The 14,996-nt window shown below is 59.9% G+C and carries 15 protein-coding genes; 7 read left to right on the forward strand and 8 right to left on the reverse strand.

Annotated elements, in window-relative coordinates; genetic code table 11:
* Positions 1-24 precede the first annotated feature (24 nt).
* Together lysS and prfB are read right to left on the reverse strand one after the other, a co-directional pair.
* Entirely contained in the window at positions 25-1,551 is a 1,527-nt protein-coding gene (gene lysS / locus BCF11_RS18235; protein ID WP_098496001.1) for a lysine--tRNA ligase, read from the reverse strand.
* Between the two features lie 101 nt (positions 1,552-1,652).
* Positions 1,653-2,757, reverse strand: a protein-coding gene (prfB, locus tag BCF11_RS18240) for a peptide chain release factor 2 (RefSeq protein WP_098496002.1) whose coding sequence is annotated in 2 segments (ribosomal slippage) — positions 1,653-2,675 and positions 2,677-2,757 — 1,104 coding nt in all. Because the reading frame shifts where the segments join, the coding sequence is not laid out codon by codon here.
* 203 nt (positions 2,758-2,960) lie between these two features.
* Here prfB and BCF11_RS18245 point away from each other — a divergent pair.
* Entirely contained in the window at positions 2,961-3,710 is a 750-nt protein-coding gene (locus tag BCF11_RS18245) for a hypothetical protein (protein ID WP_098496003.1), read from the forward strand.
* A gap of 19 nt (positions 3,711-3,729) precedes the next feature.
* Here the strand turns inward: BCF11_RS18245 and BCF11_RS18250 are convergent, their stop codons facing one another.
* Positions 3,730-4,011: a helix-turn-helix domain-containing protein gene (locus tag BCF11_RS18250; protein ID WP_098496004.1), complete on the reverse strand. Its 282-nt coding sequence runs from the start codon at positions 4,009-4,011 to the stop codon at positions 3,730-3,732.
* A 156-nt stretch (positions 4,012-4,167) separates the two neighbouring features.
* On the opposite strand from BCF11_RS18250, the gene BCF11_RS28665 reads away from it, so the two are divergent.
* From BCF11_RS28665 to BCF11_RS18260, 3 genes are read left to right on the forward strand one after another with little or no spacing between them, the layout of a single operon-like run.
* Positions 4,168-4,359, forward strand: a complete 192-nt coding sequence (locus tag BCF11_RS28665) for a hypothetical protein (protein ID WP_369827785.1) — start codon at positions 4,168-4,170, stop codon at positions 4,357-4,359.
* Positions 4,356-4,775 (forward strand): DJ-1/PfpI family protein, encoded by a 420-nt coding sequence (locus BCF11_RS18255; RefSeq protein ID WP_369827786.1) that lies wholly within the window; start codon positions 4,356-4,358, stop codon positions 4,773-4,775. Before BCF11_RS28665 ends, BCF11_RS18255 begins: the two co-directional genes overlap by 4 nt.
* Entirely contained in the window at positions 4,763-5,770 is a 1,008-nt protein-coding gene (locus tag BCF11_RS18260; protein ID WP_098496005.1) for a GlxA family transcriptional regulator, read from the forward strand. Before BCF11_RS18255 ends, BCF11_RS18260 begins: the two co-directional genes overlap by 13 nt.
* Positions 5,771-5,876: 106 nt before the next feature.
* On the opposite strand, the gene recJ is transcribed toward BCF11_RS18260, so the two are convergent.
* Positions 5,877-7,571 (reverse strand): single-stranded-DNA-specific exonuclease RecJ, encoded by a 1,695-nt coding sequence (gene recJ, locus BCF11_RS18265; protein WP_098496006.1) that lies wholly within the window; start codon positions 7,569-7,571, stop codon positions 5,877-5,879.
* Positions 7,568-8,641 carry a hypothetical protein gene (locus tag BCF11_RS18270; RefSeq protein ID WP_098497566.1) on the reverse strand — a complete coding sequence of 358 codons (1,074 nt, stop codon included), beginning with the start codon at positions 8,639-8,641 and terminating at the stop codon, positions 7,568-7,570. Before BCF11_RS18270 ends, recJ begins: the two co-directional genes overlap by 4 nt.
* A 164-nt stretch (positions 8,642-8,805) precedes the next feature.
* Here BCF11_RS18270 and BCF11_RS27650 point away from each other — a divergent pair, with 164 nt between their 5' ends.
* The 3 genes from BCF11_RS27650 to BCF11_RS18280 all read left to right on the forward strand — a co-directional run bounded on the left by BCF11_RS27650 (position 8,806) and on the right by BCF11_RS18280 (position 10,678).
* Entirely contained in the window at positions 8,806-9,204 is a 399-nt protein-coding gene (locus BCF11_RS27650) for a hypothetical protein (protein WP_143751369.1), read from the forward strand.
* A gap of 41 nt (positions 9,205-9,245) precedes the next feature.
* The gene (locus BCF11_RS18275; protein ID WP_143751370.1) at positions 9,246-10,013 is read left to right on the forward strand and encodes an alpha/beta fold hydrolase; all 768 of its coding nucleotides are present in this window, start codon (positions 9,246-9,248) and stop codon (positions 10,011-10,013) included.
* A gap of 80 nt (positions 10,014-10,093) precedes the next feature.
* Entirely contained in the window at positions 10,094-10,678 is a 585-nt protein-coding gene (locus BCF11_RS18280) for a DinB family protein (RefSeq protein WP_233212534.1), read from the forward strand.
* A 15-nt stretch (positions 10,679-10,693) separates the two neighbouring features.
* Here BCF11_RS18280 and BCF11_RS18285 read toward each other — a convergent pair whose 3' ends face one another.
* The 3 genes from BCF11_RS18285 to BCF11_RS18295 all read right to left on the reverse strand — a co-directional run bounded on the left by BCF11_RS18285 (position 10,694) and on the right by BCF11_RS18295 (position 14,957).
* Entirely contained in the window at positions 10,694-11,638 is a 945-nt protein-coding gene (locus BCF11_RS18285; protein WP_158229227.1) for a PstS family phosphate ABC transporter substrate-binding protein, read from the reverse strand.
* A 122-nt stretch (positions 11,639-11,760) separates the two neighbouring features.
* The gene (locus BCF11_RS18290; RefSeq protein ID WP_158229228.1) at positions 11,761-12,786 is read right to left on the reverse strand and encodes a PstS family phosphate ABC transporter substrate-binding protein; all 1,026 of its coding nucleotides are present in this window, start codon (positions 12,784-12,786) and stop codon (positions 11,761-11,763) included.
* 11 nt (positions 12,787-12,797) lie between these two features.
* Positions 12,798-14,957, reverse strand: coding sequence for a TonB-dependent siderophore receptor (locus BCF11_RS18295; RefSeq protein ID WP_098496010.1), 2,160 nt, complete (start codon positions 14,955-14,957; stop codon positions 12,798-12,800).
* Positions 14,958-14,996 lie beyond the last annotated feature (39 nt).

Raw genomic sequence — 14,996 nt, forward strand, 5'->3', positions numbered from 1 at the left:
ATCAGGCAGCGCATCGTGCCACTATCAGTCTTCGCGGCGCAGGTGTGGGAACAGGATGACGTCGCGGATGTTTGGCGAGTCGGTGATCAGCATCATCAGGCGGTCGATGCCGATGCCGCAGCCGCCGGTTGGAGGCATGCCGTACTCCAGCGCGCGGATGTAGTCGGCGTCGTAGTACATGGCTTCTTCGTCGCCGGCGTCCTTGGCGGCTACCTGGGCCTGGAAGCGCGCGGCCTGGTCTTCGGAATCGTTCAGCTCGGAGAAACCGTTGGCGATCTCGCGGCCGGTGATGAACAGTTCGAAGCGCTCGGTGATGCCGGGCACGGTGTCGGAGGCGCGCGCCAGCGGCGATACTTCCACCGGATAGTCGACGATGTAGGTCGGATCCCACAGCTGCGCTTCGGCGGTTTCTTCAAACAGCGCCAGCTGCAGCGCGCCGAGACCGGCGTGGGCATGCGGCTTGACGCCGAATTTCTTCAGCTCGGCCTTGATGAACTCGGCATCCTGCAACTGCGCGTCCTGATATTGCGGCGCGTACTTGTTGATGGCGCCGACGATGGTCAAGCGCTGGAACGGCTTGCTCAGGTCCAGTTCGCGGCCCTGGTAGGTCAGGGTGGCGGTGCCGTGGGCATCGACCGCGGCTTGGCGAATCACTTGTTCGGTGAAGGTCATCAGCCACTGATAGTCGACGTAGGCGGCATAGAATTCCATCATCGTGAATTCCGGATTGTGGCGTGGCGATACGCCTTCGTTACGGAAGTTGCGATTGACTTCAAACACGCGCTCGAAACCGCCGACCACAAGGCGCTTCAGGTACAGCTCAGGGGCGATGCGCATGAACATCTGCATGTCCAGCGCATTGTGGTGGGTGATGAACGGCTTGGCCGCGGCGCCGCCGGGGATGGCGTGCAGCATCGGCGTTTCGACTTCCATGAAGTCGTTCTTTTCCATGAAGCGGCGGATCGACGACATGGCGGCAGTGCGCGCCTTGAAGGTGCGGCGCGTTTCTTCGTTCATGATCAGGTCGACGTAACGCTGACGGTACTTGGTTTCCTGATCGGCCAGGCCGTGGAATTTGTCCGGCAGCGGACGCAGCGATTTGGTCAGCAGGCGCAGCGTGGTGACCTTGATCGACAGTTCGCCGGTCTTGGTCTTGAACAGCGTGCCTTCGGCGCCGAGGATGTCGCCGAGGTCGTAGTGCTTGAAGCTGTCGTAGTTGTCTTCACCAATGTTTTCCTTGGTGATGAACAACTGGATGCGGCCGTCGGCCTTGCTGCCCGAGGCGTCCTGCAAGGTCGCGAAGGACGCCTTGCCCATCACGCGCTTGAGCATCATGCGGCCCGCGACTACTACCTTGACGGCGGCGGCGTCCAGCGTTTCGCCGTCCTGGCCGGCATATTCCGCCTGCACCGCGTCCGCCTTGTGCGTCGGGCGGAAGTCGTTAGGGAAGGCCACGCCCTGGCTGCGCAAGGCGCCGAGCTTGCTGCGGCGTTCCGCGATGATCTTGTTTTCGTCTTGCGGGACAGGTTGCTGCTGATTGTCTGTCGTCATGTCGGTATCTTTATAAATGATGCGGTGAAACGTCTGTGGTGCGGCGGGGAAGACCGTGCCGCGGAGATTGCCCGCGGCACGTTGTGCAACCGAGTTTGCAATTACACGCCTTGCTTGAGCGAGGCCGCGATGAAATCGTCAAGGTCGCCGTCGAGGATGGCCTTGGTGTTGCCGCTCTCAAAGTTGGTGCGCAAATCCTTGATGCGCGACTGGTCCAGCACGTAGGAGCGGATCTGGTGGCCCCAGCCGACGTCGGTCTTGGAGTCTTCCAGTTTCTGCTGTTCGCTCATGCGCTTGCGCAGTTCCAGTTCATACAGCTTGGCTTTCAGCATGTCCCACGCTTCGGCGCGGTTGCGGTGCTGGCTGCGGTCGTTCTGGCATTGCACCACAATCCCGGACGGCATGTGCGTCAGGCGCACCGCAGAGTCGGTCTTGTTGATGTGCTGGCCGCCGGCGCCGGAGGCGCGATAGGTATCGACGCGGACGTCGGCAGGATTGACGTCGATATCGATCGAATCATCCACTTCCGGGTACACGAACAAGCTGGAAAACGAGGTGTGGCGGCCGTTGGCTGAATCGAAAGGCGACTTGCGCACCAGGCGGTGCACGCCGGTTTCGGTGCGCAGGAAGCCATAGGCGTATTCGCCTTCGACTTTCAGCGTGGCGGTCTTGATGCCGGCGACTTCACCGTCGGACTGTTCCAGGATCTCGACCTTGAAGCCCTTGCGTTCGCAATAACGCAGATACTGGCGCAGCAGCATCGAAGCCCAGTCTTGCGCCTCGGTGCCGCCGGCGCCGGCCTGGATGTCGATGAAGCAGTTGTTCGGGTCCATCGGATTGCTGAACATGCGGCGGAATTCCATGCCTTCCACCAGCTTGCGCAATTCCTCGGTATCAGCTTCCACCGCTTCTACCGTTTCTTCGTCCTGCTCTTCGCGGGCCATCTGGAACAGGTCGCTGGTGTCGCGCAGATCGGCTTCTATCTTAGTCAGCGTCAGCACGATGGCTTCCAGCGATTTCTTTTCTTTACCCAGGTCCTGGGCGCGCTTCTGGTCGTTCCAGACTTCCGGATCTTCCAGTTCGCCATTGACCTGGTCGAGTTTCTCTAACTTCGTATCGAAGTCAAAGATACCTCCGGAGTTCGGCTTCGCGACTGGTCAGGTCGGCGAGCAGGTTTTGCAGGGAATTTAAGCGTTCGGCTTCCATTTTTGGCTCTTTTGCAATCAAACCCTAAATTATACGCCAGCAGCATGGTAGATGGCACGGGTGTTTCCCGATTGACACGGATTCAGCAGTGTTTTGTCTCAAATCGGAAGCAATGTGAACCATTGCAAGATGGCAGCTATCGAAGCGGCAAGCTCTTTACAATGGATAACGCTTGATAACTCTTCAGCCTGGCCCTGCCGCCTATGTTTCTTAAGCTACGATGTGATGCCGTTTTGTTATCACTGGCGCTGCCGCTGTGCTTGATGCTCGGCGCTTGCAGCATGCTGGCGCCGACGCCGGCGCCGCATGGCGAAGTGCAGGGCGCTTCCACCGGCGGGGCGGAACTGGCGCAATCCGACGTCAACCGCATCGCCACGCTGGGCATGCACGACAACCTGGACAGCCTGTATCGTTTGCTGGACAAGCTGTATCGGCGCAATCCGGCCGAGTGGAAAAAGACCGCAAGCAGCCGCGAACTGGCCATCAAGCGGGTGCGCGATGCTATCGAAGCGCGCCAGCCATGGCCGGAGTTGCAGGGCAAGCATGACATCCAAGCACTGTCGCTGGCGCTGACGCCGGATTTCAGCGGCGACCGTGCGGCGGCATTCATCTATGGCGCGGCCGACATGATCATCGTTGCCCACGGCGGCAAGACCAGGTTCTATCTGATCGACGGCTTCGATGCCCAGTACTTGTACAACGCCGCACGCAATATGGAAATTGCCGCATGGATACTCAGCAATCGCAAGAACACGGCCGGCCAGCCCTTGCTGTTATCCAACGACATGAGCGAGGGTGAGCACAACATCAGTTTTGAAAGGGAGTTCGGCAAGATCATCGCCCGCATCGACCTGCTGGCCGAGATGACCACCGAGAAGTACCGCCGCGCCGGCATCAGCTACCTGCAGAACCTGGTCGGCGGGACTTTCCTGCAGTTCCTGCCGGTACGCTGACGCTGATGCCTTGGCGACTTCAGGCTGGCGCCAGTTCCACATGCACACGCAGGCCGAGCGCCGTCGCGATATTGACCAGGGCATCCAATGAAAAGTGCGATACGCGGCTGCACAGCAGGTCGCCCATGCGCGGCTGGCTGATGCCGCAGTGACTGGCAGCGTCGCTTTCAGTCCATCCGCTCTGCTGCACGATTTCACTGATTTTTTCCAGCAGTTCAGAACGCGTGTGCAGGTTGGCGGCTTGTTCGGCCGCATTGACGATCGGGTCCCATACGCTGGCGTAGCTGTCGGATTTGCGCATTTTCCACCTCTTCTGAATATTTGGAGCTGTTATGTCCGGTTTTGTCCGCATTATGTCTAGGCAGAGCATTTTTAGATATTGGCAGCAGGCTTAACATGATCTTCAACGATGGCAGTCCGGTCCCCGGACAGCGCGTATGTCGGATGAGGTTAAAAGATGTTGAGTGTGGGAATACTGGTGTTTGACGATGTTGAAATCCTGGATTTTTCCGGACCCTATGAAGTGTTTTCAACTGCTGCGCGGGTTCATGGCCGCATCAATGGCAATGGCAACGGCGCCGCGGCAAATCTGTTCAAGTGCTTCCTGGTCGCACCCGCCATGCGGCCGGTGCGCGCAAGAGGGGGATGAAAGTGCTGCCGGATTGCGTGCTGACGCCGTCTGCCGATCTCGATGTGCTGCTGGTGCCGGGCGGCGACGTGACGGCTATCCTCAAGAACGACGCGGTAATCGAGTGGATTGCCGCCCAGTCCAGCGGCACGGCGATCATGGCTTCGGTCTGCACCGGCGCCTTCCTGCTGGCGAAGGCCGGCTTGCTGAAAGGGCTGGATGTCACTACGCACTGGGAAGACCTGGAGGAATTGCAAACAGCTTTTCCAAGCCTGAACGTGAAGCCCGGCGTAGCCTGGATAGATTGCGGTAAAGTAGTGACTTCCGGCGGCATATCGGCGGGCATCGACATGAGCTTGCACCTGGTCGAACGCCTGGCCGGACGTCCGCTGGCCGACGCCACCGCCAGACAGATGGAGTATCGATGGCTGCCATAGCCCCAATTACGCGCAAGGCCGAGACCACGATGCCGGTCTATTTTCTGCTGCGCGACGCCACCATGACGCTTGACCTGATGGGTCCGGCAGAGGTGCTGCGCTACGCTAACCGGATCGCGGCACGGGAAGGCCGTGCGGATTTTTTCGACCTGCGCTATGTCAGTGCGGCCGACCGCATCAGTACTTCGCTCGGACTCGGCCTGACCGGATTCGGTCCCTTGCCGGACAGCCTGCCTGCCAACGCCATGGTAGTGCTGCACGGCTGCGTCGGCAGCGACGACGATTTCAGCAGCGCCAACGACCAGCGCGCCGTAGCCTGGCTGCGCGCGCAGTGGCAGGATACCCATCGTTTGCTATGCAGCTGCACAGGCGCTTTGCTGGCCGGCTACGCCGGTTTGCTGGACGGCCGCCAGTGCACCACCCACCACAGCCATTGCGACGACTTGCGCCGCATCGCGCCGCGCGCCCATGTGCTGGAAAACCGTATCTTCGTCGAAGACCGCAATATCTACACCAGCGCCGGCGTCACCACCGGCATCGACCTGACCTTGCACGTAGTCGCGCAAATCGCCGGCCACGCCCGCAGCGCCTCGATTGCGCGCTCGCTGGTGATCTATATGCGGCGCGCCGGCAGCGATCCGCAGCTGTCGCCGTGGCAGGCTTGCCGCAATCACTTGCACCCCGCGGTGCACCGGGTGCAGGACGCCGTCATCGGCGACCCCGCCCGCGACTGGGACCTGCAGCAGCTGGCCGACATCGCCTGCACCAGCGAACGCCATTTGACCCGGCTGTTCCGCGAACATACCGGCTGCAGCCTGGTCGACTACATCCAGCGCATCCGCGTTGCCCTGGTGCGCGAGCTGCTGACGCAATCCAAGCTGGACATGGAACAGGTAGCGCAGCAAGCAGGCTTCAACTCTACAAGACAATTACGCCGCGTCTGGAGCAAATTCGAAAACTTCCCTCCCAGCCAGCAACGCCAGCTCAGTAGTTAAATAGGGTCAGAGTTGAATTTTTGTTTCTCAAAAAAATTCGACTCTGACCCTATTTAACTGACCCTATTTAACGGGCTATGGAATACCGCATTCCGCGTACCAAGAATTACATCGCTTCCGCATGCTCAACCATCAGCTGCACCTTGGTAACCCCGTTATATTCATTAGCATCCAGCCGAAACGCCACCTTGGCTTTGCTTCCCAGCTCATCGGTATGCCCGAACCAGATCGCGTCATAGCGCGTGCCATTCCGTTCCAGCAGCAGCTTCAGATGCTTCTCCTTCAGGATGCGCTGGCTGACCACTCGGAACTCGTCGCAAAACAGCGGCGGCGCAAAGCCCTGGCCCCACACCTGGCCATCCATCAGCTCGATGAACTGCGTGGTGTAGTAGGCATCTTCCAGCGGCCCGTCGGTTTCCACCACGCGCTCCAGCTGGCTCTTGCCCAACCACTCGCGCCCGACTTTTTCAAAGGCCTCGGCAAAGGCCTCAAACGCATCGGCGCGGATAGTCAGCCCGGCAGCCATCGCATGGCCACCGAATTTCTGGATCAGGCTAGGCGCGTGCTTGGACACCAGGTCCAGCGCGTCGCGCAAATGAAAACCGGGAATCGAACGCCCGGAACCCTTGATCAAGCCTTCGCCGCCCGGCGCAAAAGTAATCGTCGGCCGATAGAACTTGTCCTTCAGGCGTGAGGCCACGATACCGATCACGCCCTGGTGCCAGGAGGCGTCGAACACGCTGATGGTGGTGCTGTCCTGCGGCTTGAAATCATCCAGCAAGGCCAGCGCGGTATCCTGCATGCCGGCTTCGATGTCGCGCCGCTCGCGGTTGATGGCGTCGAGCTGCTGGGCGATGGCCCAGGCGCGGCCTTCGTCGTCGGTGGTCAGGCATTCGATGCCGAGCGCCATGTCCGCCAGGCGGCCGGCGGCGTTGAGGCGCGGTCCCAGTGCAAAGCCGAGATCGAAAGGGGTAGCGCGGCGTGCCTCGCGGCCAGCGGCACGGAACAGGGCGGCAATCCCGGCATGCATGCGGCCGGCGCGCATGCGCTTCAAGCCTTGCGCCACCAGGATGCGGTTGTTGGCGTCCAGCTTGACGACGTCGGCGACGGTGCCGAGCGCCACCAAGTCTAGCAGCACATCCAGTTTCGGCTGGCTTTTGGCGTCGAACACGCCGCGCTTGCGCATTTCGGCGCGCAGCGCCAGCAAGACATAGAACATGACGCCGACGCCCGCCAGGTTCTTGCTGGGAAAGCCGCATTCCGGCTGGTTGGGATTGACGATGACGCGCGCCGCCGGCAAGGTATCGGCCGGCAAGTGATGGTCGGTGACCACCACCTCGATGCCACGTCGGTTGGCTTCTTCCACGCCGTCTATGCTGGCGATGCCGTTGTCGACGGTGATGATGATGTCGGGCGATTTTTCGCGCGCTGTCAGTTCGACGATCTCCGGCGTCAGGCCGTAGCCGTACTCGAAGCGGTTAGGCACGATGAAATCGATGTTGGCGCCCAGCAGCCGCAAACCGCGGAGGCCAACCGCGCAGGCGGTGGCGCCGTCGCAATCGTAGTCGGCGACGATTACCATCTTCTTTTGTGCGGCGATGGCGTCGGCCAGGAAGCTGGCGGCAGCGTCGATGTGCAACAGGCCGGCGGGCGGAATCAACGCCGTCAGTTCGCTTTCCAGCTCCTTGACGTCAAGCAGGCCACGCGCGCTGTAGACGCGCGCCAGCACTGGATGGATGCCGCTCTGGTGCAGCCGTTCGGAGTCGCGGAAGGAATAGGGGCGGGTTGTGATACGGGTCATGGCAGCAATCTGTTAAGGGTTGGCTTGAGCCAGAATTTCTTCAGCGAGAAGCGGCTGGTGCTGAGTTCAAGCACATGGCTGCTGTCGGTAATGATCAGGGACAGGCTATCCAGCTGCCCTTGTTGCATGGCTTGCAGCAAGGGCGCGAACCAGGCGCTTTCCAGGATTTGCAGCTGCTCCAGCCAGCTCGACCATTCGCCGGTAAGGGCCGGCTGGATCAGCGGGTCCAGCGTCAGCAGGCCTTTTTCAGGTTTGGCGGCGATCACATCGGCTGCGCCGGTATTGGCGTGGGCAGCCCTGGCATACTGGCCGAGACCGCTGAAGCCGTCTGGCAGATTGAATACTTCGCGCTGGCCGGCGCTTGAGGCCGTGGCCGGCGAGCCGCCCCACAGCCACAAGGAGTTGACCGCCTGTTTGCCCTGCATCTGGCGGCGCTCGTTCAACGGATGGGCAAACCACAGCATCTGCACTTCATTCTGCAGCTTGCGCCAGTCGCGGGCGCCGTCGCCGTGCGGCATCCAGATATCGATGTTGTGCCCGCAGGTGGCGTCCGGCGTCGAGGTAACCAGCCCCTGCCAGTCGTCGGCACGCATGAACCAGGTGTTGGCGTCGCCATACACCAGTTCTCTGTCCACTTCGGCAAACAGCGGTGCCGCGGCGTCGAACAACTCCCGCGAATCTGCCTCGGACAAGCCGACCTGGCGGATATCGGTCAGCACCAGATGGTCGCGGGCGATATGGATGTGCGCCGGATGCAGCATGAACCAGACGCCTTGCTTTGCCGGCAAGCCCAGCGCGCGCATGGCGGCGCAAGCCAGGGCAGGACTGTTATGCACGTCTTGTCCTGGCGCGGGATTCGCCGGCACAAACGAAGGCAATGGAAATTGCGAGCTTAGCCACATTTCATGCGGCAGGGCGCGCGCAAAATCGTCAAATTCTCGACGGGAATGCTCCTTTTTAGCGCGCGCTATCAGGGTGGCAAGGGCGGGCAGCTTCAATTCGCGCAATAAATCGCGCGCCAATTCCGGCGGCGGCAGGCCGAATGGCAATAGGATATCTAAATGACTCATGGCGAGATTGTAGGGCATCCGAAGGGTGGGAGGCTATTTGCCTTTATCTGGCGTCCTCGACCGGGTTGTTTCCTGCTTCAGTGTTGCTTCGCTATTTTTTCCATGGCAGCATACGCTCACCGTTGTTTTTCGTCGTACTGGGAAATGTCCTCTGATTGGAATTTATGAAACAAAGTGCATTGCTTGAATTTGAATCCTCTGCATTTTCCAGGGAAGCAGGTGAAGATGCACTGACGAATCCCGGCGTGTTTGGCAAGGCGCTTGCATCCTGGCTGGCAACAGAATTATCGCGTCAGGATTTTTTTCCTGGCGACGTTTTCCCTGAAGATTTTGGCTGGTGCTTTTCTGTTGGGTCTAAGCCTTATGCATTGTATGTAGCCTGTGCGAGCATTCCGGATGAATCGGATAAATGGCAGGTATTTGTATTTTCCGAAAGTTGGTTCATACGTCGCTTGTTGGGTAAGAATCATGGCAGCGAATCCATTGTGTCTCTGTTAGCTACAGTCAAACAGCTACTTCAACGCACTGATTCCGTGGAGGCTTTGCGAGAGCTTCCAATATGAAATTGCCGGGGTGCTAGCTTTGCATGAAATCCGGATGAAGAGTGAAAAATGAAAACAGCAGTCGGATTTTATTTGGCATTCATAGACCAGCCGGGGTCAATAGTTTGAAAATTACGATAGTTCTATTACCCGGAATGGACGGCACTGGCGCATTCTTCGACGAATTCGTATCTCATTTGGAGAGGGATTTCCAGATCGTCGTAGTGTCCTACCCCCTTGACCTACCACTCGATTATCGCGACCTTACCGATTTTGCCCGCAATTATTTGCCGCAAACTGGACCGTTCATCCTGCTTGGCGAGTCTTTTTCCGGGCCTATAGCAATTGCGCTGGCGGCGCAGCGGCAGGCAGGTTTAATCGGCTTGGTTCTTTGCTGTACGTTTGCCAGAAATCCGCGACCGTTTCTGGGGAAATTCAAGAATCTGCTACCTGTCCTGCCGTCATTCAATCGTTTTTCAGGTTTTTCAGCTGCTCTGTTGCTTGGTAACTTCGCGACGCCTCAATTACGGCTGAAGCTACGGGAGACATTGAAGCTGGTTTCTGAAGATGCGCTAAAAATGCGCATGCGGAGCGTGACAGAGATTGATAGATCGACCGATATGAAAAAGATAGATGTACCGGTTTTGCTGCTGCAGGCAACTGAAGACAGAGTTGTTCCCGTCTCTGCATCAGCCTATTTGGCAAGCCTTCTACCTTTTGCGCAGATAGTGAAAATACCGGGTCCTCATATGCTGCTTCAGACACGGTCTTCGGAAGTGGCCATTGTAATTAAAGAGTTTGTGGAAAGATTGCAAGACCGCGCTCATTGACGGCTTTGAGTTTTGTAATCGCTGACTATTCTGTCCTGCATCTCGCTCAGCAGAAAAGATGAAGATGCGGCAAACTGATAGTGAAATTTTCCACGCAGCATCTGAGCCAGGTATTTATTTCGACACCAAGTTCCTTTTCAGCCTATCCAGCCACCATGAACGCAAAAAACCTGTTTACCACCCTGTTTGAATACAAAGCCTGGGCCAATGACACCTTGTTTGCCGCCATCAGCGCTTTGCCGCAAGATGCGCACGAGCGCGAAAAGCATGACGCAACTCGCATCCTGAACCACGTTTATGTAGTCGATCGCATATTCGTAGCCAATCTGCAGCGCCTGCCGCACGACTACAAGGGCTTGAACACGCCGGCGACGCCTGCGCTTGCCGATCTGCGCGCGGCGGTGCGCGAGGCCGATGGCTGGCTGCTGGCGTATGCGGGCGGCCTGAGTGAAGCGGAGCTTGATGAAATCGTCGACTTCACTTTCGTCGACGGCTCGCCGGGACGGATGTCGCGCGCCGAGATGCTGATGCATGTGCTTACCCACGGCAACTACCATCGCGGCGCGGTCGGCCGTATCCTGGCGCAGATCGGTGTGCCGCCGCAGCGCGATACGCTCACGGTGTTTATGCACCGGCCGGAGCATGCGCGCGCCGGCCAGCTGTAAAGGACGGCTGCAACATCAGTCGAGCTTGTTGCTTTCCTTCTTCAGATCATCCTCAGACAAGGGCAGGTATCCAGTCTCGTTGCCCGCTGTGCCGGCCATCAGGCTTTGCCCGGCGGGCGACAGGATCAGCTTCAGATAGTTCTTGTACTGTTCTTCCAGCGGCTGAGTCGGTGGCCGGTTGAGATACAGCTGCACATACACTGACAGCGGATATCTGCCTGCAGCGACATTGTCGCGAGACGGCATGACGGCAGCCATGCCATCAGCTGCCGACAAGGGCAATATGCGCAGCGATTCCGGTAGCGCAGCGGTGTCGCCCGGAGCGAGCAAGGCAATCCCGTAAGGGTCATCCGCGACAGCTCCCAACACGGCTTGCCGGCTGTCCAGCGTCTCGTAATGCGGAGCGTACGGGTGCTTGCCGAGATGCCCGATGCGCAATACCGTGGCGCTGCCGCCGTCGTCGCGCAGACCGTACAAATGGATGCGCCGTTGTTGCCAGCCATCCTTCAATCCCAGTTGCGACCAGAAGTTGATGTTGCCGGCGGCGGCGCCCGCGGTGAATACCCGGGCCAGCTGTTGCATGCTCAGGCTGGGCAAGGGATTGCGCTGGTTGACATAGACCGCGGGCGCGTTCTGGCCGTAGCCGGCGTAGCCGATGCGCAGCAGGAACGGCGCATAGCCCCAGACTTGCCGGAAGGCGGCGATTTCGGCGGCGCTTGCTTCATGGGTGACTACGGCGATGGAGGCGGCGCCAGCGGTCAGCGCCGGCAAGCCGGTGACGGATCCCTTGAGCGCCATGTCGATGCGCGCCGCCGGTTGCGCACCGACGAACATGGCATTGATCTGTGTGAACAGATCCGACATGCCGTCGGCGCCGGCCAGGGTCAAATGTACTGCATCGCGCTGCGGCTGGTTTGGGGCGGCTGCCGCGCTTAGCTTGTCTGGCTGGGGAGCCGACATGGCAGTCGAGCTTGCCGATAAAAGACATAGTGAAAAAACTACGGATACTGCCTGTGACGCCGATGTGCGCATGCGTGAGCTGATGTTCATGGAATACCGAAAGAAATGAGACATGGCAAGCATCAATCCAGCTTGTGCAGTTCAGCGCGGACTTCCGCCGCCGACAAGGGGATATAACCGCCGGCCTGGCTGGCGATGATTTCCTGGCCCTGGCGCGACAGCACCAGGCGCAGGTACTCCTTTGCTACCGGGTCGAGCGCTTTCCCCGGTTCGCGCCGCAGATAGAAATACACAAAGCGACCGTATGGATAGCTGCCGGCGGCGACTTCCTGACGGCTGCCGCGCGTTTCGCTGCGCCCGTCTTCGGAGACGATGGCGAGCTGCCTGAATGCGGCGTTTTCATGGCCGATGGCGGCAAACGCAATGCCGGCCGGATCCTGTTCCAGCCGTTTCAAGATGGTTTCGGTGCTGCCCCATTGTTCGTAGGCCGGTGTGAAAGCACGCCCTTGCAGCGGCCCGGCCTGCATGTAAGTGCCCATGCCGGTGTATTCGGGCGTGCCGAAAGGGTGGATGGCGCGTTCCTTCCAGTCGCCGCCGGCGCCCAGCTGGCCCCAGTGGGAAAGATCGCCTTCCGGATTGCCATTGCTGAAGATGCGCGCCACCTGGCGTGCGCTCAGGCGTTCGAGCGGATTGGCGCGGTTGACGTAGATGCCGATGGAATACGACATCTCTTGCTGCGCATCGTCGGAGGTATGGGCGATGCGGATTTCCAGCGGCGGCGCGCCGACGGCTTTTTCATAGGCTTCCAGCTCGGCCGCATTGGCGCTGCGTCCCATCGGACCGAACAGCATGCGCCCGTAACTCAGCAGCGGTATGGTGGCGGTGGTGCCTTTGACATGACCGGCAAAGCGCAGGCCAGGATGACTGCCGGCGAACAAGGCATTGAAGCGGTCGATCACGAACTGCGCGTGCTCGGCGCCGCCGATGCGGATGGCGCCTTGCTCATCCAGGTAGCTGGCCGCGGCCGGCAGGCTCACCTTGCGCGGCTGATACTCTGGCAGGCCGGGATCGAGCGCCGGCGCCGTCATCGCCGCGCCAGCGCAGCATGACAGCGCGGCAGCCAGCAGCGCTCTTGAATACGCACTCATGGCTGTCATCCTCAGAAATTCAGCTTGGCGCTGAGCGTAAACTCACGGCCGGCGCCGATATTGACGAACGGCGTGCCGCTGCAGCAGCTGGCAGTGTAATAAGTCGAATTGAAAAGATTCTTGACGTTGAACTGCCAGTCTACCGACTGCCCTTCGATCAAGGTGTTCCACGACACGAACGCATCCATCACGCGGCCGTAAGGCAGATGGTAAACCTTGCCGCTGCCGTCGCCCACCGGCAAGCTGCTGAACACACGGGCGCCGGCGCCAGCCCTGACGCGGCCTTCGACCGGGCCGATGCGTGAGATGCCGAAATCACGCGTCAGATAGAGCGAAGCCGCATGTTTCGGCGTGTTCGGCAAGGGATTGCCGGCCAGCTTGGGATCGTCGGCATAGCGCGCTTCGGTGTAGGCATAGCTGCCGACCAGGCTCAGGTTCTGGCTGATGCGGCCAGTGGCGTCGAACTCCAGACCACGCGAGCGAGCCTTGCCGGCATTGCGGGTGTAATTGATGCCGTTGATGGTTTCGGTGGTCTGGATGTTGCGCTTCTGGATATCGAATATCGCCAGCGTCGCGGTCAGGTTTGCGGTTTCCAGCTTGGAGCCGATTTCATAACCCTTGGCCAGTTCCGGCGGCAGCTCGCCGATCGGCGTGGCGATCGAGGTATTCGGCTTGAACGATTCGCTGTAGCTGGCGTACATCGACCAGTCTGGCGCCAGCTTGTAGACCACGCCGGCGCGCGGCGTCGCGCGGCCGGCTGCGACCTTGCTGCCGACGATGAAGGGACGGCCTTTGCCGGTCAGTTCGTTGAAATATTCGTAGCGGGCGCCGGCCAGCAAGATCCAGCGCTCATCCAAGTGGATCGAATCCTGCAGGAACACGCCGCGCGAGATCAGCTTGTCGGTCTGGTCGCTGTCGGCCGGGCTGATCTTGCTGCCGGCCGGCGTCAGCTGGCCGTATACCGGATTGTAGATGTTGAACTGGCTGTTGCTCTGGCCGCGATACAGGTCGCCCAGTACGCGGTAGTTGCGCATGTAATCGACGCCGCCGACGATATCGTGACGCACCTCGCCCCAGTTGAAATTCCCTTCCAGGTTCAAGGTCACGGTATGCGCCGACTGCACGCCATTCTGGGTAGCGTCGACGCGCCGGGTGGCGACGCCGGTGGCATAGTTGACCGACAGTACGCGCGCCTGCCAGTCGTTGTAGTAGCTGCGGCTGAAGCCGTAGCCGCCGTGCAGGGTCCAGTCGGCGTTGAGCTTGTGGTCGAAGCGCAGGTTGACAGCGTCCGAGCGGCCTGCCGAGACATTGTAGGCTTCGTCGAAACGGCGTTCCTTGGGCAGCGCAACCGGATTGCCGCTGCGCGGATCGATGATGGTGCCGCGGTCGATCGGCACCGAATAATTCATGTGCTCGTAGGCGAACGACAGTGTGGTGTCGCGGCCGTACCAAGCCAGTGACGGCGCCAGCACCGACTGCGTGGTTTCGCCGAAATTGCGCCAGTAGTTGTTGCGCTGGTGGTCGGCGATCAGTCGGTATGCCAGCCCGGAATCGCCGATCGGTCCGGTCAGATCGACCTGTTCGCCGATGCCGCCATAGCTGGAGCCGCTGAGCATGACGGAACGCTGGTTTTCCAGCAGTGGTTTCTTGCTGATGACATTGATCACGCCGCCCGGATCCATGCTGCCATAGAGCATGGAGGAAGGCCCTTTCAGCACTTCGATGCGCTCCGTGGTTGGGGTGAAATTGCGTGGCTGGACCGACAGCATGCCGTCGCGCAGCATGGAATTGTCGCGGTTATCGCCGAAGCCGCGCTTGATGATGGCGTCCAGCGTGCCGCCCAGCGTATTGCCCATGCGGATGCCGGAGACCGTATCCAGCGATTCCGCCAGGCTGCTCGGCTGGCGATCTTGCAAGAACTGCGAAGTCACGACATTGACCGCCTGCGGCACGTCGATCAGGGCAGCGTCGCTGCGGCTGGCGACGGAAGCGCGTTTCGCCTGGTAGCCGTTTTCGGCCGGATTGCCGCCATCCCGGCTGGCTTTGACAGACACCATGGGCAGCACGCTGTCAGCTGCCGCGGCGTTGCTGTTTGACTGTGTCGGCAGATCTGCTGCGATGGCGCCATGCGTGAGCACGAGCGAACATATCCCTACTAGTTGCTTTTTCAAAACTTTATCCTCGCCGAGTTGCTTGTAGTTAATTCTATT

The sequence above is a fragment of the Collimonas sp. PA-H2 genome (genome assembly GCF_002564105.1).
Lineage (GTDB): Bacteria > Pseudomonadota > Gammaproteobacteria > Burkholderiales > Burkholderiaceae_D > Collimonas.

Excerpts from the sequence above, each read along its gene's own strand:
- lysS (WP_098496001.1), bottom strand. The coding sequence starts at position 1,551 with ATGACGACAGACAATCAGCAGCAACCTGTCCCGCAAGACGAAAACAAG.
- BCF11_RS18245 (WP_098496003.1), top strand. The coding sequence starts at position 2,961 with ATGTTTCTTAAGCTACGATGTGATGCCGTTTTGTTATCACTGGCGCTG.
- BCF11_RS18250 (WP_098496004.1), bottom strand. The coding sequence starts at position 4,011 with ATGCGCAAATCCGACAGCTACGCCAGCGTATGGGACCCGATCGTCAAT.
- BCF11_RS28665 (WP_369827785.1), top strand. The coding sequence starts at position 4,168 with ATGTTGAGTGTGGGAATACTGGTGTTTGACGATGTTGAAATCCTGGAT.
- BCF11_RS18255 (WP_369827786.1), top strand. The coding sequence starts at position 4,356 with ATGAAAGTGCTGCCGGATTGCGTGCTGACGCCGTCTGCCGATCTCGAT.
- BCF11_RS18260 (WP_098496005.1), top strand. The coding sequence starts at position 4,763 with ATGGCTGCCATAGCCCCAATTACGCGCAAGGCCGAGACCACGATGCCG.
- recJ (WP_098496006.1), bottom strand. The coding sequence starts at position 7,571 with ATGACCCGTATCACAACCCGCCCCTATTCCTTCCGCGACTCCGAACGG.
- BCF11_RS18270 (WP_098497566.1), bottom strand. The coding sequence starts at position 8,641 with ATGAGTCATTTAGATATCCTATTGCCATTCGGCCTGCCGCCGCCGGAA.
- BCF11_RS27650 (WP_143751369.1), top strand. The coding sequence starts at position 8,806 with ATGAAACAAAGTGCATTGCTTGAATTTGAATCCTCTGCATTTTCCAGG.
- BCF11_RS18285 (WP_158229227.1), bottom strand. The coding sequence starts at position 11,638 with ATGTCGGCTCCCCAGCCAGACAAGCTAAGCGCGGCAGCCGCCCCAAAC.
- BCF11_RS18290 (WP_158229228.1), bottom strand. The coding sequence starts at position 12,786 with ATGAGTGCGTATTCAAGAGCGCTGCTGGCTGCCGCGCTGTCATGCTGC.